Here is a 26,706-nt window from a genome sequence, read left to right as displayed (position 1 = left end):
TGACCAACACCTAGTGGGATCAAAGCTAAAAATTTTGGTTCAATCCGTTTCTTCCAAACTCTTAAACACCTTGATGAGATCGATATGCTCATCAATGTCATGCGCTCTTAAAATACTCGCTCCGTTTTGCAACGCCATTAAATGCAAACTCAAAGTGCCAGCGAGCCGGTTTTGAACTTCACGCCCGGTGATAAGCCCGATCGTGTTTTTACGGCTCGCTCCCACCAATAGGGGTTTTTTGAACTTAAGAAAATGGCTTAAATGCTTGATTAAGGCTAAATTATGCTCTTTTAATTTAGCGAATCCAAACCCAATATCTAAAATAATATCTTGGAGTGCGTATTTTTCTAAAACCTCTAATTTTTCCTTAAAGAAGCGATCCATTTCATCAAATAAATTGTGGTAAAAAACATTTTCTTGCATGTCTTTGGGGGTTTTTTGAGCGTGCATTAAAATGCAAGTGGGCTTATAATCTTTGGCGACTTCTAGCATTGCAGCGCTATTAAAACCGCTCACGTCATTAAGGATGGAAAAATAATGCTCCAAAGCCATTTGGGCCGTTTTGGCATGGTAGGTGTCTATGCTGAATTGAGTGCATTGGTAGAGTTTTTGGGATTTGATTTCTAATAAAATTTCTTTTAAGCGATTTTGCTCTATTCTTGGGTCAATGATTTCACTCTGCGGTCTTGAACTGGCCGCGCCTATATCAATGAGCGTGATACCCTTTTCTAGCAATTGGTAGATTTCTTCAAGCGCTTTTTTGCTATCAAACCGGCTCTTTTCATAGAAACTATCCGGCGTGAGATTCAAGATTGCCATGATCTGAGGAGCGTTAGGCTTTTTAGCTTTGAGGTGGCTTTTTAATTCTTGCGCTAAATGTTTAAGCCCAAAGGGTTGGGAATGGCACTTCACAATCAGGCGTTCTAATTGGTTAGCGCTCGCAATCAGCACCCCATCATAAAAAGGCTCTTTGGCTAAAATGCAATCTCTTGGCGTGGCAAAATCGCCCCCAACGCTTATGGCCTCTTGCTTTAAAATGAGGGCAGCGCTTAAGGGCAGGTGTTGGATTTCAAAAACAAAGCTAACGCCTTTTTGATACATATGGTTTTGTGCGATCTTTTCTGGCCCTATTTTTTGCAGAGCGCTTTTGAGCGCATCAGGGTTAAGGCGTTTTACAATCATGGCGTTTTCTTTTTGGATAAAAGGCTTAAAAGCAGGGGTAAAAGATTATAGCTGAGCTTGTAATAAGAGCTGTTAGCCTTGATCGCTAAATCAAAGGCTTGCAATTCTTGCTCGTTTAAGGGGATCTTATGCCTGTTAACGCTCTCTAACAGGCTTTCAATTTTTTCCCTCTGATTTTCTCTGGAATCAAAATTTTCTTTGTCTAAATTTTTTAAAAACGCATAAACATCTTTCAAATCCAGCTTGGATAAATCCAAATCTAAAGGTTTTAGGGGGATTTTTTGGCGTTTGTCTTCTTTGATTAGGCGGGATTTAATGGTGGCTAACACATGGTTTGGGCTTTTAGCGAACATGATAAAACAAACGTTATTCGGGGGTTCTTCTAAGATTTTTAAGAGCGCGTTTTGGGCTTCTATACCATAACTAGGAGCGGCGATTAAAAAAGCGTTCAGTTCGCTGTGTTTGAGATGGGCCTTTGAAATGACTTCTTTAGCATGCTCTATTTTAAAATCCTTGTTAAAAGTTTTGATCACCTTTTTGTCTTTTTCAATAATTTCCGTGTAGAATTTAATGTGGTGTTCAAAAAGGCTTGCAGTCTCTTCTAGGCTCTCTTCAAGATTGTCCGTATAAATAAGGCGGTTGGAGTTTTTCACAAAGTAACCTTATTGTATAGTGCGCTAAAAAGCGCGTTTTCAAAGAGTTTGAATAGCTGCAATAATTTATAATCCAGCAAGCTGTCATGCTCTTTTAAAAGCAAACAATCTTCTTTAAGCTCTTCAAAAAGCCATAAAAAACTAGGGATTTTGCTCAGTAGTATCGTTTTCAAACCTTCATTTTCAATTTTCCCAACATGCCAAAACATGGGGTTTTGATAAGTCAGCTCTATGGTGGCTAGAGAGAGATTCGCATCGTTTTTGGGGTAGAAAGAAGAAGCGTTAAAATCAATGACGGACAATAAGGGGCGCTCTTTTAAATCTTTAGGGTTGAGATTAGAAAGAATGTAGTTTAAAAACCAGCGTCTAGAAGAATCCGCACTCACCAACAGCGATCCGCCATTAAGCACATGCGAAATGGTTTGCGCGATGAGCTTTGCATAGCTTGATCGCTCTAATTCCAGCCACCCGCTTTGCTGAGCGATAAACTCCCCTTGATTGCGTACAAATTCTTTGATCCAGTCGTAGAAATTTTTCATTGATCTAATTGATACACCGCATGCAAAGTTCTAACCGCTAATTCAGCGTATTTAATGTCAATCAAAACCGAAATTTTAATCTCGCTTGTGGAAATCATCATGATATTAATATTGTCTTTGGCTAGGGCTTTAAAAGCGATGCTCGCCACCCCAGAATGCGACTTCATGCCCACGCCCACTATGGAAACTTTAGCGATATTTTCATCATAATCAATGGAATCCATTTGCGCTAAAAAAGGCTTTAAGGCTTGCTTGGTTTCTTCTATTTGGGTTTTAACGATCGTAAAATCCAAATCGGTTTTGCCATCTCTGCCGATCGTTTGGACGATCATATCCACGTTAATGCGATACTCCGCTAAAGCGCCAAAGATTTCAGCGGCAATGCCTGGCCGATCTTCCACGCCCTCCATGCTCACACGAGCCTGATTTTTATCCAATGCGATCCCACTCACTATAGGGGTTTCCATGCGTTCTCCTTTAAAGTCTTTTTCAGCCACAATGAGCGTGCCTTCGCTATGGTTAAACGAATTGCGAGTCACTAACTTCACGCTGAGTTTTTTAGCTAATTCTACCGAGCGGTTTAATAAAACTTTAGCCCCCATAGAAGCCAGTTCAAGCATTTCATCATAGCTGATTTGCGCGATTTTTTGAGCCTTTTCTTCAATGCGCGGATCGGTGGTATAAACGCCATCCACATCCGTATAGATTTCGCACAGATCCGCTTTTAAAGCCCCGGCCAAAGCGACCGCGCTCAAATCGCTCCCCCCACGCCCTAAAGTCGTTGTTTCGCCTTGAATATCAGCGCCTTGAAACCCAGCGATCACCACAATGTAGTTTTTTTCTAAAAGCTCTGTGATGCGTTTGGTGTCAATGGATTGGATCACGGCGTTTTGAAAATGCGAGCTGGTTAAAATGCCCGCTTCTTTCCCGCTCAATGAAATGGCTCTATGCCCGTATCTCTCTAACGCCATGCTCAAAGCCGCGCTTGAAATCCATTCTCCCGTGCTCACAATCCTGTCCATTTCTCGCTTGTTAGGGTTATGGCTAAAATTCTTGCCAAATTCTAAAAGCCTATCGGTTTCGCCGCTCATCGCCGAAACCACCACCACCACCTGATGCCCTAATTTAACGCTTTCTAAAACCCTTTGAGCGACATTGTGGATCCTTTCTATGCTGCCCATGCTCGTGCCGCCGTATTTTTGAACGATTAACACCCTATAAATACCCCTCTCTTTTGAAATAAGCGATGACTTGGCGGTACACTTGGCGTTTGAAGGGGACGATTTTTTTAAGCAAATCCTTAAGATGGATGAATTGATAAGCCCTAAATTCTGGCGTGTGTTTGTTCAGATCAATGTTGTTAACATGCTTTAGGCGCACTAAAAAATAGCGCTGCTTTTGCCCGTCAAACGCATAGAATTTATGCTCCATGTTGCTTGGGAAATCATAGGCGATCCATCTAGGGTATTGCGCCAAAATCTCTATTTCATTCGTGCCAATTTCTTCTAATAATTCTCTATAGAGCGCTTCTAAAGGGGTTTCGCCCTCATCAATGCCCCCTTGGGGGAACTGCCACGCCCCTTCAATGTCTATGCGCTCAGCGATAAAAACTTCGCATGCGTTAGGGTAGTCTGGCGACATGATAATGGCCGCAACATTAGGACGATATTTTTTATGTAGCATAGGTCTTTATTTTAGCTCTTTCTTGTTTGATTAAGATGGTATTATAGTGTATGCTGGCTTTAAGTAGGGTTAAGAATGCCATTAAAATCAAAAATTAAGAAAAAAGGGTTTGAAACTCATTTTAATAGCACCCAAATAGTGCTATTAAAACTGGGAGGGTTTATTTGAGAGTGGGGATGTATTTGGCTAAAGCTTTGATGTCTTCATCGCTTAATTTTTTAGCTTGGGCGGTCATGACAGGATTCTTGTTGGCACCGCTTTTAAAATCCATAAGATCTTTTTCAATTTCTGCTTCACTCATCATGTTAACGATTTTGCTTTTGCCTAAAGCTTTCTTTTCAAACTTAACCCCATGGCAAGCGGCACAACCTTTTGCAAGAGCTTTAACATCGGTTGCCATTAAAGCGTTTGCGAACGCCAAAACGCCTAAAGCCATAATAACCTTTTTCATCGTTTGTCTCCTCTACTTATCAAAATGATCTTAAAATGATACAATTACAAGTTTAAGTTTTGCTTAAAAATGAAGTGAAAATGAGAGAAATAAATATGATTTTATACATTCATATCCCCTTTTGTGAAAATAAATGCGGCTATTGCGCTTTCAATTCCTATGAAAATAAGCATGGGTTAAAAGAAGAATACACTCAAGCGTTATGCTTGGATTTAAAGCATGCGTTAAAGCAAACTGACGAACCAATTGAAAGTATTTTTATTGGCGGAGGCACGCCCAACACTTTAAGCGTGAAGGCTTTTGAAAGGATTTTTGAAAGCATTCATCAACATGCGTGCTTGAGCTCAGATTGTGAGATCACCACTGAAGCTAACCCTGAATTGATTTCTAAAGCTTGGTGTCAAGGCTTAAAAGATTTAGGGATCAACCGCTTGAGTTTAGGGGTGCAAAGTTTTAGGGAAGATAAATTATTGTTTTTAGAGCGCCAACATTCCAAAAATATCGCCCCTGTGATAGAAACTATTTTAAAAAGCGGGATTGAAAATATCAGCATTGATTTGATTTATAACACCCCATTAGACAATGAAAACTCTCTAAAAGAAGAACTAAAACTCGCTAAAGAACTCCCTATCAACCACTTGAGCGCTTACGCTTTGAGTATTGAAAAAAACACGAATTTAGAAAAAAACGCCAAAAAACCCTCATGTGCTCATTTTGACAATGTGGTGAGAGAGGTTTTAGAGGGCTTTTCTTTCAAGCAATACGAAGTGTCTAATTACGCCAGAAATTACCAAGTCAAACATAATTTGGCTTACTGGGGGGCTAAAGATTATTTAGGGTGTGGGGCTGGGGCTGTAGGCTGCGTGGCGAATGAGCGCTTTTTTGCAAAAAAACTCATAGAAAACTACATTAAAGACCCCCTAAAACGCCAAGTTGAGACGCTTAATAAACAAGACAAGCGCTTAGAAAAGCTGTTTTTAGGCTTAAGGTGTGAATTGGGGGTTGAGCTTAGTTTCTTAGATAAAAATAAAGTAAAGTTTTTGATTGAAGAAAATAAGGCTTTCATTAAAAATAACCGATTGGTAGCGAGCGATTTTTTCATGGCCGATGAAATAGCTTTGTGGCTATTGTAAGGCTCTGCTTTAATCAAGCGTCAATAAAAACGCCAAAAAGCGTTTTTTAATTAATACCTATAAAATTTTTAGCCAAAAACCAACCAATGGCTACCCCAATAAGCCCTAAAAGGTTAGTGCCTAAGACATAAGAAATGGCTTCAATGTATTGGGATTTTTGCAAGAGTTTTAAAGTGTCTAACCCATAAGAAGAAAAGGTCGTAAAACCCCCTAAAACCCCGGTTACAAAGAAAATCCCAAAATCATCGCCAAAAACCTTTTTAGCGGCCAAATGCCCCATAAAGCCGATGACAAAACACCCTATGAGATTCACGCTAAAAGTCCCTAAGGGGAAACTTTCAAACATTAAAAATTTACTGGGCATCATTTTGCCCACAAAATACCTTAACGAACTCCCTATGGCCCCCCCTAAAGCGGCCCATAAAAAGACAAAATTCATGCATCATCCTTTAAAAATCAATAGAGAGCATTATAATAAGATGTTTTTAACATTCCTTAATCCTCAAACTTAAAGCCAGTTCTAAGCACGCTTCTAAGGAGGGCTTTTGGGCAATATAGCTTGGAATGCCTTGTTCTTGTAAATAAAGAGCGGTCGTGTTGCCAATGCTTATAGCGGTGTAATTTTCTAAAAATTCAAAATAGTGTAAAAAGGCTTTTGCGTGGCTTATAGCGGTAAAAATAAGAACGCTCTTTTCTTTGGGTTTTAAGGCGTTTTGTTCGTTTAAAGTCAAATGTTTGAGCTTGTTTTCATAAACAACGGCTTGTTGGAAATTGATGCCATGCTCTAAAAGAATGGTGTCTAAAGAAGAGGCAATTTCTTTTGCCCTAAGATACAAAACGCTTTTTTTTTCCAATAAAGGAAGGATTTCTTTGGCGAACTTCTTGCCATGGGCTTTTTCCCCTATAAAGGCGACTTTAAAATGGTGATCTTGTAGAGTTTTGGCGGTGGGTTCGCTCAAAGCGTAAGCAGGAATATTTTGTAAAATTTTGAGTTTGGGGCTGTCTTTTAGAGTTTCTAGCAAGGAAAACACCGCATTTTTAGAAGTGAAAATCAGGGCGTTAAAAAGGGTTGGATCTAATTCTAAGGGATAGTAGCAAAATTCATTTAAAATGAGAGTCTTATAAGGGGCGATTCTTTGAGAATGCACCCATACAACCTCCCTCATGCCTAGTTTTTTTTAGCGCAAGTGTCATCATAAACCATTCTAAAGCCGTATTTTTCAAAATCATAGACATTGCCCTCCAAATAATAGGGCGTATAGCCTAATTCATGCATGCTTTTAGCCGCATCTAAAGCCCTGCGACCAGCCCTGCAATGGAGCAACACTTTTTGATCTTTGTGCTGGGCTAAAAAATCAGCGAGCTTTTCTTGGTCATTGACGCTAATGAGCGTAGCGTTAGGCAAATGCAATTCTTCATATTCGTCCAATTCGCGCACATCCACCACGATAAAATCATTGAAATTGACTTCTTCTAAACTGATCGCATAATCTTCAAGCATGTTTATCCTCAATTTTTAAAGTAAGGTTATATTACAATGATTTGATAAATAGGAATGTTTAAGGAGTGCGTGTGGAAGAAAATTATCATGCTTTTTTTACCGAAGCGAGCGGGTTTTTAAACGAGCGGATCTTTAAGGATTATTTACGCCGTTTGGCTTATGGCATTGATGCGTCATGTTATCGTTATATCCCTAAAATAGTCGTTTGGGTGAAAAGTGAAAAAGAAGTCCAAAAGCTTTGTGTTTTAGCCAAAAAGCATGGCGTTACATTGACTTTTAGAGCGGCTGGGAGTTCCTTATCAGGGCAGGCGAGCTGTGATGGGGTGTTAGTGGTGGTGGCGCATTTTTTCAAAGACGCTCACATTTTAGACAACGCTCAAAGCATTCAGCTCTCATGCGGAGTCATAGGAAGCCATGCGAACGCTTTATTAAAACCTTACCATAAAAAAATAGGCCCAGATCCCGCTACGATAAACACCGCTATGATAGGGGGGATTGTCGCTAATAACGCTAGCGGGATGTGTTGCGGGGTGGAGCAAAACAGCTACAAAACCCTAAAATCCTTAAGAGTCATTTTAGCTGATGGCACGCTTTTAGACACAGCTAATCAAGAGAGTATTGAGGGTTTCAAAAACGCGCACAAAGATTTGATTGAAGGGGTTTTGAATTTAAGAAAAGAGATCTTAAAAGATAAAGAATTGCATGCCTTGATTAAGAAAAAATACGAGATCAAAAACACCACCGGCTATAGCTTAAACGCTCTCATTGATTTTGAAGATCCGATTGAAATCATCAGCCATTTATTCATAGGCTCTGAGGGGACTTTAGGATTTATTTCAAGCGTGGGATTAGAATGCGTGAAAGACTACGCTTATAAAACTTGTGCGTTATTGTTTTATGAAAATTTAGAGCAATGTGCTAAAGCCGCTCAAATCTTAGCCGCTTTAAAAGCCAAACAGCCTGAAATGATTTCTTCAGCAGAGCTTATGGATTATGCGTCTTTAAAGAGCGTGAAAGGTTTAGAGGGCATGCCTAGCGTGGTTTTAGAAGTCAAAGAGCCTAACGCATGCTTACTCATTCAAAGCGAAAGCGATGATCCTTTAATCTTAGAAAACAACATGCAAACGATTTTAAACGCCTTGAATGCGATACCGGTCGTTTTAGATTCTCAAATCAGCAGCGATCCTAATGTTTATCAATCGTGGTGGAAGATCAGAAAAGGCATTTTCCCTATCGCAACGTCAAAAAGAAAAAGCCAAAGCTCTGTGATCATTGAAGACGTGTGCTTCAGCAAAGAGGATTTTGTAGAAGGGGCAAAAGCGATTGAAGGGCTTTTAAAAAAACATGGCTTTAAGGATAATGGCATTATTTTTGGGCATGCGTTAAGCGGGAATTTGCACTTTGTCGTTACGCCGATTTTAGAAAATGAAACCGAAAGGAAGGCGTTTGAAAATTTAGTTTCTGAGATGTTTTTAATGGTGAGTGAAAGCTCTGGCTCTATTAAAGCCGAACATGGCACAGGCAGGATGGTAGCCCCTTTTGTGGAAATGGAGTGGGGAGAAAAAGCCTATAAAATCCATAAACAAATCAAAGAATTGTTTGATCCTAATGGCCTTTTAAACCCTGATGTGATCATCACAAACGATAAAGAAATCCACACTAAAAATTTAAAGAGCATTTACCCTATTGAAGAGCATTTGGACATGTGCATGGAATGCGGGTTTTGTGAAAGGATTTGCCCCAGTAAAGATTTATCCTTAACGCCACGACAACGCATCGTTATCCACAGAGAGGTAGAGCGTTTGAAAGAAAGGGTAAGCCATGGTCATGATGAAGATCAAGTTTTATTAGATGAGCTTTTAAAAGAGTCTGAATATTTAGCGCACGCCACTTGCGCGGTGTGCCATATGTGTTCTACCCTATGCCCTTTAGAAATTGATACCGGGAGCATCGCCCTAAATCATTATCAAAAAAACCCTAAAGGCGAAAAGATCGCTTCAAAGATCTTAAATCACATGCAAACGACCACAAGTGCGGCTCGTTTTTCTTTAAAAAGCGCTTTCGTGGTTCAAAAACTCATAGGCCCTCACAACTTGGTGAGCCTAACTAAAGGGATTAAAAAATTCATCAAGCCCTTCCCCAAAGCCTTTCATTACATGCCCAAAAACAACGCCTATCCTTTAGAAAATAAAACGCTTAAGGGTGGAGAAAAAGTCATTTATTTCAGCACCTGCATCAACCGCTCGTTCGCTCCATCAAACAAAATGGCGGATAAAAGATGCATTCAAGAAGTGTTTGAATCCCTATGCCAAAAAGCCAAGGTTTCTGTAATGTATCCTAATGGATTGGATGCGCTTTGTTGCGGGAAAGCTTTTATTAATTACACCGAATTAACCAAACAAAACAATGAAAAAAACCATGCGATTTTTTTACAATTAAGCGATAACGGCAAGATACCGATTGTTTTAGACCATAGCGCATGTTCGACGCATTTTATCAAGCAAATGAAAGCTTATAAGGATTTGAAAGTCTATGATTTGAGCGTCTATATTGAAGAAGTTCTAAGCCCAAAATTAAAATTCAACCCCATTAATGAAGACATAGGGTTATACACGATGTGCGCTTTAAAATTAGAAAATAAAGAAGAGTTGTTATTCAATTTGGCTAAAAAATGCACTTTGGGCGAGATTGTCATCCACAAAGAGACGGGTTGTTGCGGTTTTGCGGGGAATAAGGGCTTTTTCACCCCTGAATTGAACGAGAGCGCTTTAAACGGCTTTCAAGAATTTTACCAATCCTATGATCTTAAAAGAGGCTTTTCCACTTCTAGCACTTGCGAAATTGGTTTGAGTGAAAAAACCCAATTCGCTTGGCAGCATATCGCTTATTTAGTGGATGCTTGCACGCTTTAATGGTGTATAATTGAAGAATTTCTTTAAAGGGTAAAGGCATTGGATAACACTCTCAAACATCTTGCCATTATTATGGATGGTAATGGCAGGTGGGCCAAATTAAAGAATAAAGCTAGGGCTTATGGGCATAAAAAGGGCGTAAAAACCCTTAAAGACATTACGATCTGGTGCGCTAACCATAAATTAGAATGCTTGACTTTATACGCTTTTTCTACGGAAAATTGGAAACGCCCCAAAAGTGAAGTGGATTTTTTGATGAAAATGCTTAAAAAATACCTTAAAGATGAGCGATCCACTTACTTGGATAATAGCATACGCTTCAGGGCGATAGGGGATTTAGAGGGCTTTTCTAAAGAGCTAAGGGATACGATTTTACGGCTTGAAAACGATACTAGGCATTTTAAGGATTTTACGCAAGTTTTAGCCCTTAATTACGGATCTAAAAACGAGCTTTCAAGGGCTTTTAAAAGCTTATTAGAAAGCCCGTCTAGCCATATAAATAATATAGAAAGCCTAGAAAATGAAATTTCTAATCGTTTAGACACGCATGATTTGCCTGAAGTGGATCTATTGTTACGAACAGGGGGGGAAATGCGCTTGTCTAATTTTTTATTGTGGCAGTCCAGTTATGCGGAATTGTTTTTCACGCCGATTTTATGGCCTGATTTCACCCCTAAAGATTTAGAAAACATCATTAGCGATTTTTACAAAAGAGTGCGCAAATTCGGGGAATTAAAATGCTAGTAGAAATAGAGAATTTGACTAAAACTTATGGGAGTTTAAAAGCGTTAGACAATATCAATTTAAAACTACCCAAACAGCAATTTATAGGGCTTTTAGGCCCTAATGGGGCGGGTAAAACCACTCTGTTAAAAATTTTAGCCGGATTGAATTTGAACTATCAAGGGGAAGTGAAAATTTTAAATCAAAAGATCGGCATAGAGACGAAAAAAAGCGTGGCGTTTTTAAGCGATGGCGATTTTTTAGATCCTAAATTAACGCCTTTAAAAGCGATCGCTTTTTACAGGGATTTTTTCAGCGATTTTGATGAATCAAAAGCCCTAAATTTGTTAAAACGCTTCAGCGTGCCTTTAAAAAGAGAGTTTAAAGCCCTTTCAAAAGGCATGAGGGAAAAATTACAGCTGATTTTAACCCTATCACGAAACGCTTCTTTGTATCTTTTTGATGAGCCGGTGGCTGGGATTGACCCTATTGCAAGAGAAGAAATTTTTGAACTCATCGCTAAGGAGTTTAGCCAAAACGCAAGTTTGCTAGTCTCTACGCATTTGGTGGTGGATGTGGAAAAGTATTTAGACAGCGCGATTTTTTTAAAAGAAGCTAAAGTAGTGGCTTTTGGGGGTGTGGGAGAATTGAAAAAAGGGTATAGCAGTTTGGAAAGAGCGTATAAAGAAAGGTTGAAATAAATCAGTCAGTTTCTCTTAAAACGCCTAAACGCCAATCAAAACTATCACAGATTGTTGGAATATTTTTGCATGGAATTTCTTTAAAATTTAAGTATAATTGTAAGCATCGCCTGGGTGATTTGCGTTTCTTATTTGATGGCAAGTTCGTTGAAAAAATAAGTTAGGCTAAGGTAGTGGTTTTTGTGTGATGGCATTTTTTAAATCTGCCCCTAAGAAAATCCTCCTAGCCTTATTAGTGTAGGTTTGTTGAACTTATGCGCATGTAAAAGTAGCGGTCATCTGGGTTTAAAAACAACCACATTTTAGGGAAGACATGAAAGATAACAATAACTATAATGTTTTAATTGTGGGGAATAAGGGGCGAGAGTATGCTTTGGCTCAAAGGCTTCAGCAAGATGAGCGAGTGAATGCTTTGTATTTTTGTTTGGGTAATGGTGGCACTCAAGATTTAGGCGAAAATCTGGAATGCGAACATTACGAGCATATCGTGGAATTAGCCCTGAAAAAACAGATCCATTTAGCCATCATTTCAGAAGAAGAGCTTTTGGTTTTAGGGCTTACAGAGATGCTAGAAAAAGCGGGTATTTTAGTGTTTGGGGCTTCTAAAGAGGTGGCTAAGTTAGAGGCTTCTAAAAGCTATATGAAAGCTTTTGTTAAAGAATGCGGTATCAAAAGCGCGTCTTACTTTGAAACAAACGATTTAAAAGAAGCTTTGAGTTACATTCAAAACGCTTCTTTCCCCTTAGTGATTAAAGCGTTGAATAAAAACACAAGCATTGTCCATCAACAAGAAGAAGCGATAAAAATCCTTGAAGACGCTTTCAAACAAAGCAATGAGCCTGTGATCATAGAGCCTTTTTTAGAGGGGTTTGAGCTTTCAGTTACAGCGCTCATAGCCAATGATGATTTTATCTTGTTGCCCTTTTGCCAAAACTACAAACGCTTATTAGAGGGGGATAATGGGGTCAATACAGGAGGTATGGGGGCCATCGCTCCTGCAAACTTTTTCTCTAATGAATTAGAAGAGAAAATAAAAAATCATATCTTTAAACCCACTTTAGAGAAACTTCAGGCTGACAACACGCCTTTTAAAGGGGTTTTACTCGCTGAAATTGTAATCATAGAAGAAAAGGGCGTTTTAGAGCCGTATTTATTGGATTTTAGCGTGCGTTTTAAAGACATTGAATGCCAGACGATTTTACCCCTTTTAGAAAGCTCGCTTTTAGATTTGTGTTTGGCTACAGCTAAAGGGGAATTGCATTCTCTTGAATTGGTGTTTTCTAAAGAATTTGTGATGAGTGTGGCGCTTGTTTCTAGGAATTACCCCACTAGCTCTTCGCCCAAACAAACCCTTTATATTGATCCGGTTGATGAAAAAAAGGGTCATTTGATTTTAGGGGAGGTGGAGCAGGATAATGGCGTGTTTGAAAGCAGTGGGGGGAGAGTGATCTTTGCCATTGGCAGAGGAAAATCCTTATTAGAAGCCAGAAACCATGCTTACGAGATCGCTCAAAAGGTGCATTTTGAAGGCATGTTTTATCGCAAGGACATTGGTTTTAAGGTGTTGGATTTGAAAGAATATTCTTAAGGGTTAAAGTTTAAGACAAATGAAGGGGGTTTGTCTTGTTTGTTTTGAATGCGCTCTCCAAATTTAGAAAAAGAAGAAACTGAAATCATAGAAACACTTCTTATGCGTGAAAAAATGCGTTTATGCCCCTTGTATTGGCGCATCTTAGCGTTTTTAACCGATGGTTTGTTAGTGGTGTTTTTATTGAGCGATCTTTTAGGCGCGTGCGATTTTTTGCATTCTTTATATTGGCTGACTAACCCCATTTATCACAGCGTGTTTGTCATAGTGAGTTTTATCATCTTGTATGGCGTTTATGAAATCTTTTTTGTGTGTTTGTGCAAGATGAGTTTGGCTAAACTGGTTTTTAGGATTAAGATCATTGATATTTATTTAGCGGATTGCCCCAGTAGGGCTATTTTATTGAAGCGTTTAGGGTTAAAAATTGTGGTTTTTCTATGCCCCTTTTTATGGTTTGTGGTGTTTAAAAACCCCTATCATAGGGCATGGCATGAAGAAAAAAGCAAAAGTCTTTTGGTGTTGTTTTAAAATGATTCGTTGGTTTTATGTGGTGTTTTTTTTGTTATTGAGCGTATCAGACGCTAAAGAAATCGCTATGCAACGATTTGACAAACAAAACCATAAGATTTTTGAAATCCTTGCGGATAAAGTGAGCGCTAAAGACAATGTGATAACCGCCTCAGGGAATGCGATCTTATTGAATTATGACGTGTATATTCTAGCGGATAAGGTGCGTTATGACACCAAGACTAAAGAAGCGTTATTAGAAGGCAATATCAAGGTTTATAGGGGCGAGGGTTTGCTCGTTAAAACCGATTATGTGAAATTGAGTTTGAATGAAAAATATGAAATCATTTTCCCCTTTTATGTCCAAGACAGCGTGAGCGGGATTTGGGTGAGTGCAGATATTGCCAGTGGGAAGGATCAAAAATATAAGATTAAAAACATGAGCGCTTCAGGGTGCAGCATTGACAACCCCATTTGGCATGTCAATGCGACTTCAGGCTCATTTAACATGCAAAAATCGCATTTGTCAATGTGGAATCCTAAGATCTATGTCGGCGATATTCCTGTATTGTATTTGCCCTATATTTTCATGTCCACGAGCAACAAGCGCACCACTGGGTTTTTATACCCTGAGTTTGGCACTTCCAACTTAGACGGCTTTATTTATTTGCAACCCTTTTATTTAGCCCCCAAAAACTCATGGGATATGACCTTTACCCCACAAATCCGCTATAAAAGGGGTTTTGGCTTGAATTTTGAAGCACGCTACATCAACTCTAAAAACGACAGGTTTTTATTCAATGCGCGCTATTTTAGGAATTACACCCAATACGTCAAACGCTATGATTTGAGGAATCAAAATATCTATGGTTTTGAATTTTTAAGCTCCAGTAGGGACACTTTACAAAAATACTTCCATCTTAAGTCTAATATTGACAACGGGCATTACATTGACTTTTTATACATGAACGATTTGGACTATGTGCGTTTTGAAAAGGTCAATAAGCGTATCACAGACGCCACGCACATGTCTAGGGCGAATTACTATTTGCAAACAGAAAACAATTATTACGGCTTGAATATCAAGTATTTTTTAAACCTGAATAAAATTAACAATAACCGCACTTTCCAATCTGTCCCTAATTTGCAATACCATAAATATTTAAATTCTTTGTATTTTAGGAATTTATTGTATTCAGTGGATTATCAGTTTAGAAACACCGCGAGAGAGATCGGCTATGGCTATGTGCAAAACGCTTTGAATGTGCCGGTGGGTTTGCAATTTTCTTTGTTTAAAAAGTATTTGTCTTTAGGGCTTTGGAATGATCTCCAATTGTCTAATGTGGCTTTAATGCAATCTAAAAATTCCTTCGTGCCTACGATCCCTAATGAATCAAGAGAATTTGGAAACTTTGTGTCTTCGAATTTTTCCATGTATGTGAATACGGATTTGGCTAGAGAATACAACAAGCTTTTCCACACGATCCAACTAGAAGCGATTTTCAACATCCCTTATTACACCTTTAAAAACGGCTTATTTTCTCAAAACATGTATGCTTTAAGCGCGCAAGCCTTAAACAGCTACACTTCGCCTTTATTGAGAGATTACGATTATCAAGGGCGCTTGTATGACTCCGTGTGGAATCCTAATAGCATTTTACCTAGCGATGCGAGCAATAAGACGGTGAATTTAACCCTAACGCAATACCTTTATGGCTTAGGGGGGCAAGAGTTGTTGTATTTTAAAATATCGCAACTCATCAATCTTGACGATAAAGTTTCGCCCTTTAAAATGCCATTAGAGAGCAAGATCGGGTTTTCGCCCTTAACGGGATTGAACATCTTTGGGAATGTTTTTTATTCGTTTTATCAAAACCGCTTAGAAGAAATCTCTGTGAACGCCAATTACCAACGCAAATTTTTAAGCTTTAACCTCTCTTATTTTTTAAGGAACAATTTTAGCAGTGGGATTAACAGCATTGTAGAAAATCCTGCGGATTATTTAAAGGCGGGTTTTAGCAATGACTTTGGTTACTTTTCCATGAGCGCGGATGTGGGTTATGATATTAGAAATAACGTGGTTTTGAATTGGAATGTAGGGATTTATAAAAAAATCCGTTGTTTTGGGATTGGCTTTCAATTCGTCAATCAAAGACGCCCTATCCTCACCGGCGATCCCAACCAACCTATAAGAGTGTTTGAAAATAACTATGTTAAGCTAGAATTAGACTTTTCACCGATCACTAAAACCAATGTAACTTACCGCTCTTTACAGCGTAAGTAAAAAAGGAATAGATTTGAATACGGACTTTAGCCATATCACCGATATTGAGAGCATGCGTTTTATCAATGAAGAAGACGCTTTAAATAAATTGATTAATGAAATCCACACGCGCCACATTGATTTAAAAGATTCCATCATGCTCGCTTTGAGTTTTAACGCCTTGTATTTAGCTAACGCTTTAGCGCAAAAATTTGGGGCGACTTATGATATACTTTTTTTAGAACCTATCTTAGCCCCTTTAAACTCAAAGTGTGAAATCGCTTTAGTGAGTGAAAGCATGGATATTGTGATGAATGAAAGTTTAATCAATTCCTTTGACATCGCTTTAGACTATGTTTATGGGGAAGCCAAGCGGGCTTATGAAGAAGACATTCTGTCTCACATCTATCAGTATCGCAAAGGCAATGCGATCAAAAGCTTGAAAGATAAAAATATTTTTATCGTAGATAGGGGGATTGAGACCGGGTTTAGAGCAGGGTTAGGCGTGCAAACTTGTTTGAAAAAAGAATGCCAAGACATTTATATTTTAACCCCCATTCTCGCGCAAAATGTCGCTCAAGGCTTAGAAAGTTTGTGCGATGGGGTGATTAGCGTGTATCGCCCTGAATGTTTTGTCTCTGTGGAGCATCATTATAAAGAACTCAAGCGATTAAGCAATGAAGAAATTGAAAAATACTTAGGCGCTAACAACGCACCCAATTTAAAAAAGGAACATTAAATATGGATTTTATCACCATCAATTCTAGTAACAAAACCGAAGAATTCGCTCTCAAACAAGTGGCCAAACAAGCCACTAGCTCTTTAATGTATCGCTTAGGAAAAACTCTTATTTTAGCGAGCGTGTGCGTAGAAAGAGAGCCTGTGAGTGAAGATTTTCTGCCTTTAGTGGTGCAGTTTTTAGAAAAATCGTATGCAGCCGGTAAAATTCCGGGCGGTTTTGTTAAAAGAGAAGGCAGAGCGCAAGATTTTGAAATCTTAACCTCTAGGCTCATAGACAGGACTTTACGCCCTTTATTCCCTAAAGATTACCGCTACCCTACGCAAATCACTTTAATGGTTTTAAGCCATGATATTGAAAACGATTTGCAAGTTTCTGCTTTAAACGCCGCTTCAGCCGCCCTCTTTTTAGCCCATATCGCTCCCCTTAAAAGCGTGAGCGCTTGCAGGATCGCTAGGGTAGATAACGAATTTATCATTAACCCTAGCACAAGCCTTTTGAATCAATCCAGTTTGGATCTGTTCGTGTCCGGCACCAAAGAGAGTTTGAACATGATAGAAATGCGATCTTTGGGGCAAAAATTAAACGCTTTAGAAGAGCCTTTAATGTTAGAAGCTTTAGAATTGGCTCAAAAAAGTTTGAAAGAAACCTGCACGCTTTATGAAGAGGCTTTCACGCCCTATCAAAACGAGTTGCTTTTTAAAGAGGGCGAAGGGATAGCCCTTAATGAAAGGCTGTTGGATTTATTAACAAATCAGTATTTTGATGAAATCATCAAAGGCATTGAAAGTTCTGCTTTGAGCGAGCGAGAAAATGTTTTCAATGAAATTGCTAAAAAAATCAGTGAAGCCCACTCAGAATTCAGTTTAGAAGAAATTGAATTGTCTTTAGAGAAGGTGAAAAAAACTGAGATCAGACGCATGATTATTCAAGATAAGATCCGCCCAGATAAGCGTGCGTTAGAAGAAGTGCGGCCCATTTCAATAGAGAGTAGCTTGCTCCCTATGGCGCACAGCTCCATTTTATTCACTAGGGGGCAAACTCAAAGCTTAGTCGTAGGGGTCTTAGGCACGGATAATGACGCTCAAACCCATGAGAGTTTGGAGCATAAAACCCCTATCAAAGAGCGCTTCATGTTCCATTACAATTTCCCTCCTTTTTGCGTGGGCGAAGCGAGCTCTATTGGCGCGACTTCAAGGCGCGAATTAGGGCATGGGAATTTGGCTAAAAGAGCCTTAGAAACGAGCATTAAAAATAAAGATCAGGTGATACGATTGGTTTCTGAGATTTTAGAAAGCAATGGTTCAAGCTCAATGGCGAGCGTGTGCGCAGGGTCTTTAGCCCTTTATGCAAGCGGTGTGGAAATTCATGATCTAGTCGCTGGGGTGGCTATGGGCATGGTGAGCGAAGGGCAAGATCACGCCATTTTAAGCGATATTAGCGGTTTAGAAGACGCCGAAGGCGATATGGATTTTAAGATTGCCGGGAATGTAGAAGGCATTACGGCTATGCAAATGGATACCAAAATGAGCGGTATTAGATTAGAGGTTTTATACCAAGCTTTACTCCAAGCCAAAAGAGCACGCAAACACATTTTAAAAATCATGCATGAAGCGAAAGAAAAGATCGTGATCAATTTTTCCCATTTGCCCACAACTGAAATTTTTAATGTCGCGCCAGATAAAATTATAGAAATTATCGGTCAAGGGGGGCGTGTGATTAAAGAGATAGTGGAAAAATTTGAGGTTAAAATTGATTTGAACAAACCGAGCGGTGAAGTGAAAATCATGGGGAATAAAGAGCGCGTTTTAAAGACTAAGGAATTTATTTTAAACTACTTGCATTCTTTAGATCAAGAATTGGAGCAATACGCTATTGATGAGGTGCTAGAAGCTCAAGTGAAACGAATTGTGGATTTTGGGGCGTTTTTAAGCTTGCCTAAGGGGGGCGAAGGCTTGTTAAGAAAACAAAACATGGACAGGTGTCAAGTGATCTTAAAAGAAGGCGATAGCATCAGGTGTAGGGTGATTAGTTTCAATAAGGGTAAAATCGCTTTGGATTTGGCTTAAAATTTTAAAAAGCGTTTTTTAAAAGCGTTTTTAAGCTAGTTTATATTAAAATAAATCCTTGCTTGTATTTTTGAAAGTAGAGGAACGATTCGAAATGAAAATCAAGCCCAATTTTTGAAACGGAGTGCGAAAATGAAATTTTTAGCGTTATTTTTTCTGGCTTTAGCGGGCGTTGCTTTCGCTCATGATGGTGGCATGGGTGGGATGGATATGATTAAATCCTATTCTATCTTAGGGGCGATGATCGGTCTAGGGATTGCCGCTTTTGGTGGGGCGATCGGTATGGGGAATGCGGCCGCAGCGACCATTACAGGCACAGCGAGAAACCCAGGAGTGGGCGGTAAATTGCTCACAACCATGTTCGTGGCCATGGCGATGATTGAAGCGCAAGTGATTTATACTCTAGTGTTTGCTATTATCGCTATTTATAGTAACCCATTCTTAAGTTAAGGGTTTTTGATGAGCTAAATTATTGCTTAAAAAGCATGATTTAGCTATAATATTTCCTTATTTTGAATTTTTAGCACTGGTGGTGGAATTGGTAGACACGCCATCTTGAGGGGGTGGTGGGAGCAATCTCGTGCGAGTTCGAGTCTCGCCCAGTGCACCATTAAGTTTTTTTAAGGAATAAGTGGGTATAATCTCACTCTTTGCTCTATATACGCCGAAGTGGTGGAATTGGTAGACACGCTAGACTCAAAATCTGGTGGGAGCAATCCCGTGTCGGTTCGAGTCCGACCTTCGGCACCATTAATAGTTGATAGTAATCTTTTTCAGTCTGCTTTTTATTTTTTTTCATTCAAATAGTTTTGTTCCCAATGGATTAGCGGGTTTTTAAGCCTTTTTAAAGGATTGTTTAAGCGAATTTGAAGGGATTAAAAGAGAGAGTGTTTTTACTCTATTAATTTTTTTACTCCATTTAAAGGAGTGTGAGTTTGGGTATAATAGCAAAAAAATTTGTATCAAGTTTTATTGGAATAGATGAGAAAAATCTGCTTAAGTCATGTTGATCCAAATATATTTTAACCGGAGACTCTGTCATGCTAGATCTGTCTTATAGCCTGGAGCGTGTCTTGCAAGAAGACCCGGCAGCTAGGAATAAGTGGGAGGTTCTCTTGCTTTATCCGGGCATTCATGCGCTGCTTTGTTACCGCCTAGCGCATGCGTTGCACAAGCGGAGGTTTTACTTCATCGCTCGCGCGCTTTCTCAGTTAGCACGCTTTATCACTGGGATAGAAATCCACCCGGGCGCTAAGATTGGGAGAGGGCTTTTTATTGATCATGGCATGGGTGTGGTGATTGGCGAGACTACAGAGATTGGAGATGATGTTACCATTTATCATGGCGTAACTCTAGGTGGCACGGGCAAGTTCAAGGGCAAGCGCCACCCTACTTTAGGCAACCGAGTGGTAGTGGGGGCAGGGGCTAAGGTCTTGGGCGCGATTTGCGTGGGCGATGATGTGAGGATTGGGGCTAATGCGGTGGTGCTTTCAGATTTGCCCACGGGTTCTACGGCTGTAGGCTCTAAAGCCAAAACCATCACAAAGGATCGTTAATTTTAGACAAGCGGTTGAGCTAATTTGCACGATGCGGGTTGTTTTGAAATAAATTGATTAGAATTGATGAAATTTTATAGAGAGAATTTTAAAGATGAATAAAAGTAAAAAAGAGTTATTTTTGGAACTCGCACAACCTGATGAAAATGGGGTGAGTCGTTGGGTAAGCATTAGAGAATTTGTAGGAAAATATCAAGGATTGCAGCTAGGTAACGGGGGGAGTTGGTGCAGGGATAACTCATCTTTGGCTAAAAAATTTAATTTGGAGTTTGATAAAGGGCAAACTCTGGGAAACCCTATTGATAGAATACGCTTGAATGGCTATAATACCGAATGCGTTTTTAACCAAAATATCCGTCAAGACATTAAAAATCACTATAAGCAACAATGTTGCGCGATGTGCGGTGCGCGTGGCAACTCTGAAAACACTCAAATAGAAGTGGATCATAAAGATGGCCGCAAAAATGATCCAAGAGTTTCTGATTTAAATACACAGACTTTTGATGATTTTCAGGCTTTGTGTAAAGCTTGCAATGATAAGAAACGCCAGATTTGTAAAAAATGCAAAGAGACTGGCTATAGATTTGATGCAACAAAAATTCCTGGCAATTATTATTCTTTCTATGAGGGGGAGGCTGAATATGATGGTTGTGTGGGCTGTTATCAATATGACCCCATACAATACAGGAAAACTTGTAATGATAGGATATACAATGAAGGGTATCAAAAAGGTTATGATGAGAGGTATCAAATTGGATACCATCAAAAAACTACTTTGTAGCGGTTGCAATGAACTACATCGGCTCTAAATACAAGCTCATTCCCTTTATTAAAGAAAATATCCATGCGGTTGTGGGCAATGATCTCTCTGGTGCGATTTTTTGTGATCTATTCGCTGGGACGGGCATTGTGGGGCGCGCGTTTAAAAAGATTGTCCATAAAATCATCGCTAATGATTTGGAATATTACAGCTTTGTTTTGAATCAAAATTATATCGGCAACATTCAAGAAATCCCTAATCAAGAAGAGCTTATTAGTGAGATTAATAGCGTTGCTTTAAAAAAAGGCTTTATCTATTCGCATTATTCTTTAGGGGGGGGTTCAAGGCAGTATTTTAGCGAAACAAACGCTCAAAAAATTGATGCGATGCGTTTAAAAATTGAAGAGCTTAAGCTTTCTCAAAACATTGATAATTGCGCGTATTATTTTTTGCTCGCATCGCTATTAGAGAGCGCAGACAAGGTGGCTAACACCGCTTCAGTTTATGGGGCTTTTTTAAAACGCCTTAAAAAAAGCGCTCAAAAAGAACTCATCTTAAAAGGCGCTCATTTTGATGTGAGTTTAAACGCTAATGAAGTGTATCAGCAAGATTCTAGCGAGTTGATCGGAAAGATTTCAGGGGATATTTTGTATTTAGACCCTCCTTATAATGCGAGGCAATACGGGGCGAATTACCATTTATTGAACACGATTGCTATTTATACGCCCTTTGCTCCAAAAGGCAAAACCGGCTTGCCCAGTTACCAGAAATCATCGTTTTGCTCTCGTTCTCAAATCTTAAACGCTTTTGAAAACTTGATCAAAAAAGCGCGATTCAAATATATTTTTTTAAGCTATAACAATGAAGGGCTTATGAGCGAGACAGAGATTAAAAATATTTTAAAAAAATACGGCGCTTACTCCTTAATGACCAAAACCTACATGCGTTTTAAAGCAGATAACAAACGCACCCATAAAGCTGCGCACACCAAAGAGTGTTTGCATGTTCTTATCAAATAAGAGTCAAAATAACCCAACCTTTAAAAAGGGGCTTTAAGTTAAAAATCTAAAGAGCGTTAGAGTTTTTAAATAAGGCTTTAGCGGGCGGTATTTGATTAAAACCAATCCAAACACTTGAATGATGGCAAAAATGATCGCTTAAATAAGGTAAAATGAAGCTAAAATAAGCCTATAAAAAAGGGGAAATCATGGTGCTTGAAGTGGTTTTATGGGATTTTGATGGCGTGATTTTTGACAGCATGCATTTAAAATATGAAGGGTTTAAGGCGTTGTTTCAAAAGCATGGCAACGATAGTAAAGAGGGTTTGAAACAATTTGAAGTTTATCACTATCAAAGTGGGGGGATTTCAAGGAATGAAAAGATCCAATACTTTTATAATGAGATTTTAAAAACCCCTATCGCTCAAGAAGAAATAGAGGAATTAGCCCTAGAGTTTGGCACTATTATAGAACAGAAGCTTTTTGATAGGGGGCATTTGAACAGCGAAGTGATGGCGTTTATTGATAAGCATTATCAAAATTATATTTTCCATATCGCTTCAGCGGCTTTGCATGGCGAATTGCAAGTGTTGTGCGAGTTTTTAGGGATCATTAAGTATTTTAAGAGCGTTGAAGGGAGTCCGCCCAATAAACCCAAAATCATTGCTAATATCATTCAAAAATACGCCTATGACCCAAGCCGCATGCTAATGATAGGCGATAGCGTCAATGATTATGAAAGCGCTAAGGCTAATAAAGTGGCGTTTTTGGGTTACAACAGCAAGGTTTTGAAAAATTTAGTGGGGCAAGATGGCTATCAAGGGAAGTATTTGGAGAGCTTTAAGGGGTTTGATTTGCAAAACTTCAAGCAAGAGTAAAGCCAACTGATTAGCCGAGATTGTCTTTGTGTTGGCTCATGTCAATGATGACTTCACAGCGTTCAATCGTGCTTAAGCGGTGGGCGATAACGATTAGGGTTTTATTTTTAGCGATTTGATAGATTTCATCCATGATTTTACTCTCGGTCTCATTGTCTAGGGCTGAAGTGGCTTCATCTAAAACCAAAATTTCTGGGTTATCGTATAAGGCTCTTGCGATGCCTATGCGCTGTTTTTGACCGCCACTAAGCTTAGCACCCCCTTCGCCCACTTGGGTTTTAAGGCCCTCATGCTCGCATAAAAAATCATAGATATGAGCCATTTTACACACCTTAATCAAGCGTTTTTCATCAATCGCGCTCCCAAAAGCGATATTATCCCCCACAGTGCCATCAAAAAGGTAAATATTTTGGGGGATATAGCCTATTTTTTTACGCCATGATCGTATATTTTCTTTGGTTAAAAGGGTGTTGTCAATAAAAATTTCCCCACTTTTAGGGTAGGTAAGCCCCATAATAATATCCGCCAGCGTGGATTTCCCGCACCCGCTATGGCCTATGAGAGCGATTTTTTGACCTTTTTGAATGGTGAGGTTGAAATTCTTTAGAACCGGGTGTTTTGACTTGTAAGCGAATGAAATGTTTTGGAGAGTGATTTTTTCATTAAAGTTTAAAGGGACTAAATCCTCTTCAACGATGGTTTTAGAAAGGCTTTTAAAAACAACATTGGTCGCAAGCTGGTTGTAAGCGATTTCATTATAATAGTTGATCACTCCAGTCACAGAAGGGAGTATGCGATAAAGCGCTAGGGCATACATAGAAATGGTAGGGAGCACCATTCTAGCTTCGCCGTATTTGAATAAGATGTAAGCGACCGCTAAAATCAACAAACTAAAGCCCACGGTTTCTATTGAATACCTGGGGACCACTTGCAAAGTGGAGTAAATGATCTCAGTGTCATGGGCTTTACGGCTATTTTCTCCAAAAAGTTTGTGGGCTTCTTCGTGGTTGTCTTTGAGTTTAGTAATCTTAAAATTGCTGAAAAATTTTGAAAAGACTTTAAGCGTTTGCGCTTTGGATTTGGCGGCCATCTCACCCTTTTTTTTGATAAGGACGGTAACTTTTTTGACAATAAAAAAAATTTGTAAGGCGAGAATCGTGGTAAAAACGAGCGTTATTTTCCAATTGGTCAATATGAGCGTGGAATAGAAAAAAACGATCACGGTTATCTCGGTCAATAAACTCAAAAAAGCGTTAAAGCTCATAAACATGCCCTCCGCTTTATTGTTGATAATGTCTCTTAAAGAATCCAGGTTGTGGTTGAGGTGCGATAAATAGTTGTTTTTGATGTGTTGCAAGAAGAGTTGTTGTTTGATTTGATAAGCCTTCTTGTTTGAAAAACGCCCTCTTAAATAGGTAAAAAACACCCCATAAAACATCCTAAACAAATAAATCCCCACCAAACAGAAACTAAAGAAATACATGAGACGAACGGGAGATGAAAAATGGAAAAAATCATAGACCATTTTCCAATCTTTATCGTCTAAAGCCCTGCTAGGATCGGAAGCGAGAGTGATAAAAGGCATCAGAAGAGTTAGGGACATCACTTCCACAAAAGAAGAAAAAACCGCCATCAGCACAAGCAGGAAAAAAATCATTTTTTCCTTGAAAGTGATGAGCCTATAGATTTGCTTTAAAGAACGTAAAAAATATTTTAAAGTAGGAATTTTATGTTTTTTTTTCGCCATAATTTAAGTGTCCATAAATTCTTTTATATGTAATAAGTTTGAGCTGTGTTAAGCCAAATTGAGCTAGATTATAGCTAAAATTTTAACCATGCTCTGTGCCATACGAATAATTTAGCTTTCTGTCATCATTTCTTGACAAATTAAGTATAAAACTGCTATAATCCCAAATCTTTGGTTATTTAATTTAGTCGCTGGCTTAGCTCAGTTTGGTAGAGCAGCTGCCTTGTAAGCAGCAGGTCGGGGGTTCAAGTCCCTTAGCCAGCTCCAGTTAAAATGTTATTTTGCAAAGTTTTTGGTGAGATACTCAAGTGGCCAACGAGGGCAGACTGTAAATCTGCTGACTATGTCTTCCGTGGTTCGAATCCACGTCTCACCACCATGTTTGTTTTATAGATGCGGGAATAGCTCAGTTGGCTAGAGCATCAGCCTTCCAAGCTGAGGGTCGCGGGTTCGAGTCCCGTTTCCCGCTCCATTTTTAGGACAACGTTTTAGTTTTTGAGACGCCTATATAGCTCAGAGGCAGAGCACTTCCTTGGTAAGGAAGAGGTCGGCGGTTCAATTCCGCTTATAGGCTCCAGTTTATAATCTCTTGAATGGCGATAAGACAAAAATGTCTTAAATTTTGTGGTAGCATTTAGGAATACTTAGGATTTTGTTTAGTATAATTCTAAAATCCATTTCAAAAAATTAAGGAGAAATACAAATGGCAAAAGAAAAGTTTAACAGAACTAAGCCGCATGTTAATATTGGAACCATTGGGCATGTAGACCATGGCAAAACGACTTTGAGTGCAGCGATTTCAGCGGTGCTTTCTTTGAAAGGTCTTGCAGAAATGAAAGACTATGATAATATTGATAACGCCCCTGAAGAAAAAGAAAGAGGGATCACTATCGCTACTTCTCACATTGAATATGAGACTGAAAACAGACACTATGCGCATGTGGATTGCCCAGGACACGCTGACTATGTAAAAAACATGATCACCGGTGCGGCGCAAATGGACGGAGCGATTTTGGTTGTTTCTGCAGCTGATGGTCCTATGCCTCAAACCAGAGAGCATATCTTATTGTCTCGTCAAGTAGGCGTGCCTCACATTGTTGTTTTCTTAAACAAACAAGACATGGTAGATGACCAAGAATTGTTAGAGCTTGTGGAAATGGAAGTGCGCGAATTGTTGAGCGCGTATGAATTCCCTGGCGATGACACTCCTATCATAGCGGGTTCAGCTTTGAGAGCTTTAGAAGAAGCAAAGGCTGGTAATGTGGGTGAATGGGGTGAAAAAGTGCTTAAGCTCATGGCTGAAGTGGATGCCTATATCCCTACTCCAGAAAGAGACACTGAAAAAACTTTCTTGATGCCGGTTGAAGATGTGTTCTCTATTGCGGGTAGAGGGACTGTGGTTACAGGCAGGATTGAAAGAGGCGTGGTGAAAGTAGGCGATGAAGTGGAAATCGTTGGTATCAGACCTACACAAAAAACGACTGTAACCGGTGTAGAAATGTTTAGGAAAGAGTTGGAAAAAGGTGAAGCCGGCGATAATGTGGGCGTGCTTTTGAGAGGAACTAAAAAAGAAGAAGTAGAACGCGGTATGGTTCTATGCAAACCAGGTTCTATCACTCCGCACAAGAAATTTGAGGGAGAAATTTATGTCCTTTCTAAAGAAGAAGGCGGGAGACACACTCCGTTCTTCACCAACTACCGCCCGCAGTTCTATGTGCGCACGACTGATGTGACTGGCTCTATCACCCTTCCTGAAGGCGTAGAAATGGTTATGCCTGGCGATAATGTGAAAATCACTGTAGAATTGATTAGCCCTGTTGCGTTAGAGTTGGGAACTAAATTTGCGATTCGTGAAGGCGGTAGGACCGTTGGTGCTGGTGTTGTGAGCAATATTATTGAATAATATTAGCAAAAAGAGTTACCATAAAGGGTCATTATGAAAGTTAAAATAGGGTTGAAGTGTTCTGATTGTGAAGACATCAATTACAGCACAACCAAGAACGCTAAAACTAACACTGAAAAACTGGAGCTTAAGAAGTTCTGCCCAAGGGAAAACAAACACACTCTTCATAAAGAAATCAAATTGAAGAGCTAGTTCTTTCTTTTGTGTTGTGATTGAAAAG

General features: G+C 39.3%; 26 protein-coding genes and 6 tRNA genes. 22 read left to right on the top strand and 10 right to left on the bottom strand.

Going from position 1 to position 26,706, the window contains the following annotated elements:
- Positions 1–39: 39 nt before the first annotated feature.
- The 6 genes from folP to AYS37_RS06200 form a co-directional block, all read right to left on the bottom strand.
- A complete protein-coding gene (gene folP, locus AYS37_RS06225) occupies positions 40–1,182 on the bottom strand; it encodes a dihydropteroate synthase (protein ID WP_000636091.1) in 1,143 nt (380 codons plus the stop codon).
- Entirely contained in the window at positions 1,179–1,835 is a 657-nt protein-coding gene (locus AYS37_RS06220) for a DNA polymerase III subunit delta' (RefSeq protein ID WP_000798414.1), read from the bottom strand. Before AYS37_RS06220 ends, folP begins: the two co-directional genes overlap by 4 nt.
- Positions 1,832–2,374, bottom strand: coding sequence for a DNA replication regulator HobA (hobA, locus tag AYS37_RS06215; protein WP_000788302.1), 543 nt, complete (start codon positions 2,372–2,374; stop codon positions 1,832–1,834). Before hobA ends, AYS37_RS06220 begins: the two co-directional genes overlap by 4 nt.
- Positions 2,371–3,588, bottom strand: coding sequence for an aspartate kinase (locus AYS37_RS06210; RefSeq protein ID WP_000909649.1), 1,218 nt, complete (start codon positions 3,586–3,588; stop codon positions 2,371–2,373). Before AYS37_RS06210 ends, hobA begins: the two co-directional genes overlap by 4 nt.
- Before the next feature lies 1 nt (position 3,589).
- Positions 3,590–4,057 (bottom strand): RNA pyrophosphohydrolase, encoded by a 468-nt coding sequence (locus AYS37_RS06205; protein WP_000902567.1) that lies wholly within the window; start codon positions 4,055–4,057, stop codon positions 3,590–3,592.
- Positions 4,058–4,217: 160 nt separating this feature from the next.
- On the bottom strand, positions 4,218–4,508 hold the full coding sequence (locus AYS37_RS06200; protein WP_000755869.1) for a c-type cytochrome: 291 nt from the start codon (positions 4,506–4,508) through the stop codon (positions 4,218–4,220).
- Between the two features lie 95 nt (positions 4,509–4,603).
- Between AYS37_RS06200 and hemW the strand changes: the two genes are divergently transcribed.
- Complete coding sequence (gene hemW / locus AYS37_RS06195; protein WP_001874728.1) at positions 4,604–5,641, top strand: radical SAM family heme chaperone HemW; 1,038 nt, start codon at positions 4,604–4,606, stop codon at positions 5,639–5,641.
- 46 nt (positions 5,642–5,687) lie between these two features.
- Here the strand turns inward: hemW and crcB are convergent, their stop codons facing one another.
- The 3 genes from crcB to AYS37_RS06180 are packed head-to-tail and all read right to left on the bottom strand — an operon-like array spanning position 5,688 to position 7,142.
- Complete coding sequence (crcB, locus tag AYS37_RS06190; protein WP_001011992.1) at positions 5,688–6,080, bottom strand: fluoride efflux transporter CrcB; 393 nt, start codon at positions 6,078–6,080, stop codon at positions 5,688–5,690.
- Between the two features lie 46 nt (positions 6,081–6,126).
- Complete coding sequence (locus AYS37_RS06185) at positions 6,127–6,807, bottom strand: uroporphyrinogen-III synthase (protein ID WP_001209511.1); 681 nt, start codon at positions 6,805–6,807, stop codon at positions 6,127–6,129.
- 2 nt (positions 6,808–6,809) lie between these two features.
- On the bottom strand, positions 6,810–7,142 hold the full coding sequence (locus AYS37_RS06180; RefSeq protein WP_000888794.1) for a rhodanese-like domain-containing protein: 333 nt from the start codon (positions 7,140–7,142) through the stop codon (positions 6,810–6,812).
- Positions 7,143–7,213: 71 nt separating this feature from the next.
- Between AYS37_RS06180 and AYS37_RS06175 the strand changes: the two genes are divergently transcribed.
- The 15 genes from AYS37_RS06175 to AYS37_RS06105 all read left to right on the top strand — a co-directional run bounded on the left by AYS37_RS06175 (position 7,214) and on the right by AYS37_RS06105 (position 22,836).
- Positions 7,214–10,054, top strand: a complete 2,841-nt coding sequence (locus tag AYS37_RS06175) for an FAD-binding and (Fe-S)-binding domain-containing protein (protein WP_001874725.1) — start codon at positions 7,214–7,216, stop codon at positions 10,052–10,054.
- A 39-nt stretch (positions 10,055–10,093) separates the two neighbouring features.
- Positions 10,094–10,798, top strand: a complete 705-nt coding sequence (locus tag AYS37_RS06170) for a di-trans,poly-cis-decaprenylcistransferase (RefSeq protein ID WP_000370671.1) — start codon at positions 10,094–10,096, stop codon at positions 10,796–10,798.
- On the top strand, positions 10,792–11,478 hold the full coding sequence (locus tag AYS37_RS06165) for an ABC transporter ATP-binding protein (RefSeq protein WP_000959615.1): 687 nt from the start codon (positions 10,792–10,794) through the stop codon (positions 11,476–11,478). The genes AYS37_RS06170 and AYS37_RS06165 overlap by 7 nt, the downstream gene beginning before the upstream one ends.
- 313 nt (positions 11,479–11,791) lie before the next feature.
- A complete protein-coding gene (purD, locus tag AYS37_RS06160) occupies positions 11,792–13,066 on the top strand; it encodes a phosphoribosylamine--glycine ligase (protein ID WP_000654419.1) in 1,275 nt (424 codons plus the stop codon).
- Positions 13,067–13,114: 48 nt separating this feature from the next.
- Positions 13,115–13,594 (top strand): RDD family protein, encoded by a 480-nt coding sequence (locus tag AYS37_RS06155; RefSeq protein ID WP_001257430.1) that lies wholly within the window; start codon positions 13,115–13,117, stop codon positions 13,592–13,594.
- Position 13,595: 1 nt separating this feature from the next.
- The gene (locus AYS37_RS06150) at positions 13,596–15,857 is read left to right on the top strand and encodes an LPS-assembly protein LptD (RefSeq protein WP_001874722.1); all 2,262 of its coding nucleotides are present in this window, start codon (positions 13,596–13,598) and stop codon (positions 15,855–15,857) included.
- Positions 15,858–15,870: 13 nt separating this feature from the next.
- Entirely contained in the window at positions 15,871–16,575 is a 705-nt protein-coding gene (locus AYS37_RS06145) for a phosphoribosyltransferase (protein ID WP_001090682.1), read from the top strand.
- A 2-nt stretch (positions 16,576–16,577) separates the two neighbouring features.
- Positions 16,578–18,644: a polyribonucleotide nucleotidyltransferase gene (locus AYS37_RS06140; protein WP_000345875.1), complete on the top strand. Its 2,067-nt coding sequence runs from the start codon at positions 16,578–16,580 to the stop codon at positions 18,642–18,644.
- 132 nt (positions 18,645–18,776) lie between these two features.
- Complete coding sequence (locus AYS37_RS06135) at positions 18,777–19,094, top strand: F0F1 ATP synthase subunit C (RefSeq protein ID WP_000669961.1); 318 nt, start codon at positions 18,777–18,779, stop codon at positions 19,092–19,094.
- Positions 19,095–19,167: 73 nt separating this feature from the next.
- Positions 19,168–19,254: transfer RNA gene (locus tag AYS37_RS06130), tRNA-Leu, on the top strand.
- A gap of 53 nt (positions 19,255–19,307) precedes the next feature.
- Positions 19,308–19,394, top strand: a tRNA-Leu gene (locus AYS37_RS06125).
- A gap of 290 nt (positions 19,395–19,684) precedes the next feature.
- On the top strand, positions 19,685–20,200 hold the full coding sequence (cysE, locus tag AYS37_RS06120; protein ID WP_000886351.1) for a serine O-acetyltransferase: 516 nt from the start codon (positions 19,685–19,687) through the stop codon (positions 20,198–20,200).
- A gap of 94 nt (positions 20,201–20,294) precedes the next feature.
- Complete coding sequence (locus tag AYS37_RS06115) at positions 20,295–20,981, top strand: HNH endonuclease (RefSeq protein ID WP_001043203.1); 687 nt, start codon at positions 20,295–20,297, stop codon at positions 20,979–20,981.
- A gap of 8 nt (positions 20,982–20,989) precedes the next feature.
- Complete coding sequence (locus tag AYS37_RS06110) at positions 20,990–21,979, top strand: DNA adenine methylase (protein ID WP_001106556.1); 990 nt, start codon at positions 20,990–20,992, stop codon at positions 21,977–21,979.
- Positions 21,980–22,167: 188 nt separating this feature from the next.
- Positions 22,168–22,836: an HAD family hydrolase gene (locus AYS37_RS06105; protein ID WP_000242385.1), complete on the top strand. Its 669-nt coding sequence runs from the start codon at positions 22,168–22,170 to the stop codon at positions 22,834–22,836.
- Positions 22,837–22,846: 10 nt separating this feature from the next.
- On the opposite strand, the gene AYS37_RS06100 is transcribed toward AYS37_RS06105, so the two are convergent.
- Positions 22,847–24,583: an ABC transporter ATP-binding protein/permease gene (locus AYS37_RS06100; protein ID WP_001074883.1), complete on the bottom strand. Its 1,737-nt coding sequence runs from the start codon at positions 24,581–24,583 to the stop codon at positions 22,847–22,849.
- Between the two features lie 190 nt (positions 24,584–24,773).
- Between AYS37_RS06100 and AYS37_RS06095 the strand changes: the two genes are divergently transcribed.
- From AYS37_RS06095 to rpmG, 6 genes are all read left to right on the top strand, one after another.
- A tRNA-Thr gene (locus AYS37_RS06095) sits at positions 24,774–24,850 on the top strand.
- A gap of 27 nt (positions 24,851–24,877) precedes the next feature.
- Positions 24,878–24,962 (top strand) — tRNA-Tyr (locus tag AYS37_RS06090).
- 16 nt (positions 24,963–24,978) lie between these two features.
- Positions 24,979–25,055 (top strand) — tRNA-Gly (locus AYS37_RS06085).
- Positions 25,056–25,085: 30 nt separating this feature from the next.
- A tRNA-Thr gene (locus AYS37_RS06080) sits at positions 25,086–25,160 on the top strand.
- Between the two features lie 126 nt (positions 25,161–25,286).
- Entirely contained in the window at positions 25,287–26,486 is a 1,200-nt protein-coding gene (tuf, locus tag AYS37_RS06075; RefSeq protein ID WP_001040574.1) for an elongation factor Tu, read from the top strand.
- Between the two features lie 33 nt (positions 26,487–26,519).
- Positions 26,520–26,678 carry a 50S ribosomal protein L33 gene (gene rpmG / locus AYS37_RS06070; protein WP_000865159.1) on the top strand — a complete coding sequence of 53 codons (159 nt, stop codon included), beginning with the start codon at positions 26,520–26,522 and terminating at the stop codon, positions 26,676–26,678.
- Positions 26,679–26,706 lie beyond the last annotated feature (28 nt).

The sequence above is a fragment of the Helicobacter pylori NQ4053 genome (assembly GCF_000274605.1).
GTDB lineage: Bacteria > Campylobacterota > Campylobacteria > Campylobacterales > Helicobacteraceae > Helicobacter > Helicobacter pylori_CV.
Note: the sequence above shows the minus strand (reverse complement) of the source record. Positions and strands in the feature narration are given on the sequence as shown.

Coding starts and splice junctions, on each gene's coding strand:
- folP (WP_000636091.1), bottom strand. CDS start 1,182: ATGATTGTAAAACGCCTTAACCCTGATGCGCTCAAAAGCGCTCTGCAA.
- hobA (WP_000788302.1), bottom strand. CDS start 2,374: ATGAAAAATTTCTACGACTGGATCAAAGAATTTGTACGCAATCAAGGG.
- AYS37_RS06205 (WP_000902567.1), bottom strand. CDS start 4,057: ATGCTACATAAAAAATATCGTCCTAATGTTGCGGCCATTATCATGTCG.
- AYS37_RS06200 (WP_000755869.1), bottom strand. CDS start 4,508: ATGAAAAAGGTTATTATGGCTTTAGGCGTTTTGGCGTTCGCAAACGCT.
- hemW (WP_001874728.1), top strand. CDS start 4,604: ATGATTTTATACATTCATATCCCCTTTTGTGAAAATAAATGCGGCTAT.
- crcB (WP_001011992.1), bottom strand. CDS start 6,080: ATGAATTTTGTCTTTTTATGGGCCGCTTTAGGGGGGGCCATAGGGAGT.
- AYS37_RS06185 (WP_001209511.1), bottom strand. CDS start 6,807: ATGAGGGAGGTTGTATGGGTGCATTCTCAAAGAATCGCCCCTTATAAG.
- AYS37_RS06180 (WP_000888794.1), bottom strand. CDS start 7,142: ATGCTTGAAGATTATGCGATCAGTTTAGAAGAAGTCAATTTCAATGAT.
- AYS37_RS06165 (WP_000959615.1), top strand. CDS start 10,792: ATGCTAGTAGAAATAGAGAATTTGACTAAAACTTATGGGAGTTTAAAA.
- purD (WP_000654419.1), top strand. CDS start 11,792: ATGAAAGATAACAATAACTATAATGTTTTAATTGTGGGGAATAAGGGG.
- AYS37_RS06155 (WP_001257430.1), top strand. CDS start 13,115: ATGCGCTCTCCAAATTTAGAAAAAGAAGAAACTGAAATCATAGAAACA.
- AYS37_RS06150 (WP_001874722.1), top strand. CDS start 13,596: ATGATTCGTTGGTTTTATGTGGTGTTTTTTTTGTTATTGAGCGTATCA.
- AYS37_RS06140 (WP_000345875.1), top strand. CDS start 16,578: ATGGATTTTATCACCATCAATTCTAGTAACAAAACCGAAGAATTCGCT.
- AYS37_RS06135 (WP_000669961.1), top strand. CDS start 18,777: ATGAAATTTTTAGCGTTATTTTTTCTGGCTTTAGCGGGCGTTGCTTTC.
- cysE (WP_000886351.1), top strand. CDS start 19,685: ATGCTAGATCTGTCTTATAGCCTGGAGCGTGTCTTGCAAGAAGACCCG.
- AYS37_RS06115 (WP_001043203.1), top strand. CDS start 20,295: ATGAATAAAAGTAAAAAAGAGTTATTTTTGGAACTCGCACAACCTGAT.
- AYS37_RS06110 (WP_001106556.1), top strand. CDS start 20,990: ATGAACTACATCGGCTCTAAATACAAGCTCATTCCCTTTATTAAAGAA.
- AYS37_RS06105 (WP_000242385.1), top strand. CDS start 22,168: ATGGTGCTTGAAGTGGTTTTATGGGATTTTGATGGCGTGATTTTTGAC.
- AYS37_RS06100 (WP_001074883.1), bottom strand. CDS start 24,583: ATGGCGAAAAAAAAACATAAAATTCCTACTTTAAAATATTTTTTACGT.
- tuf (WP_001040574.1), top strand. CDS start 25,287: ATGGCAAAAGAAAAGTTTAACAGAACTAAGCCGCATGTTAATATTGGA.
- rpmG (WP_000865159.1), top strand. CDS start 26,520: ATGAAAGTTAAAATAGGGTTGAAGTGTTCTGATTGTGAAGACATCAAT.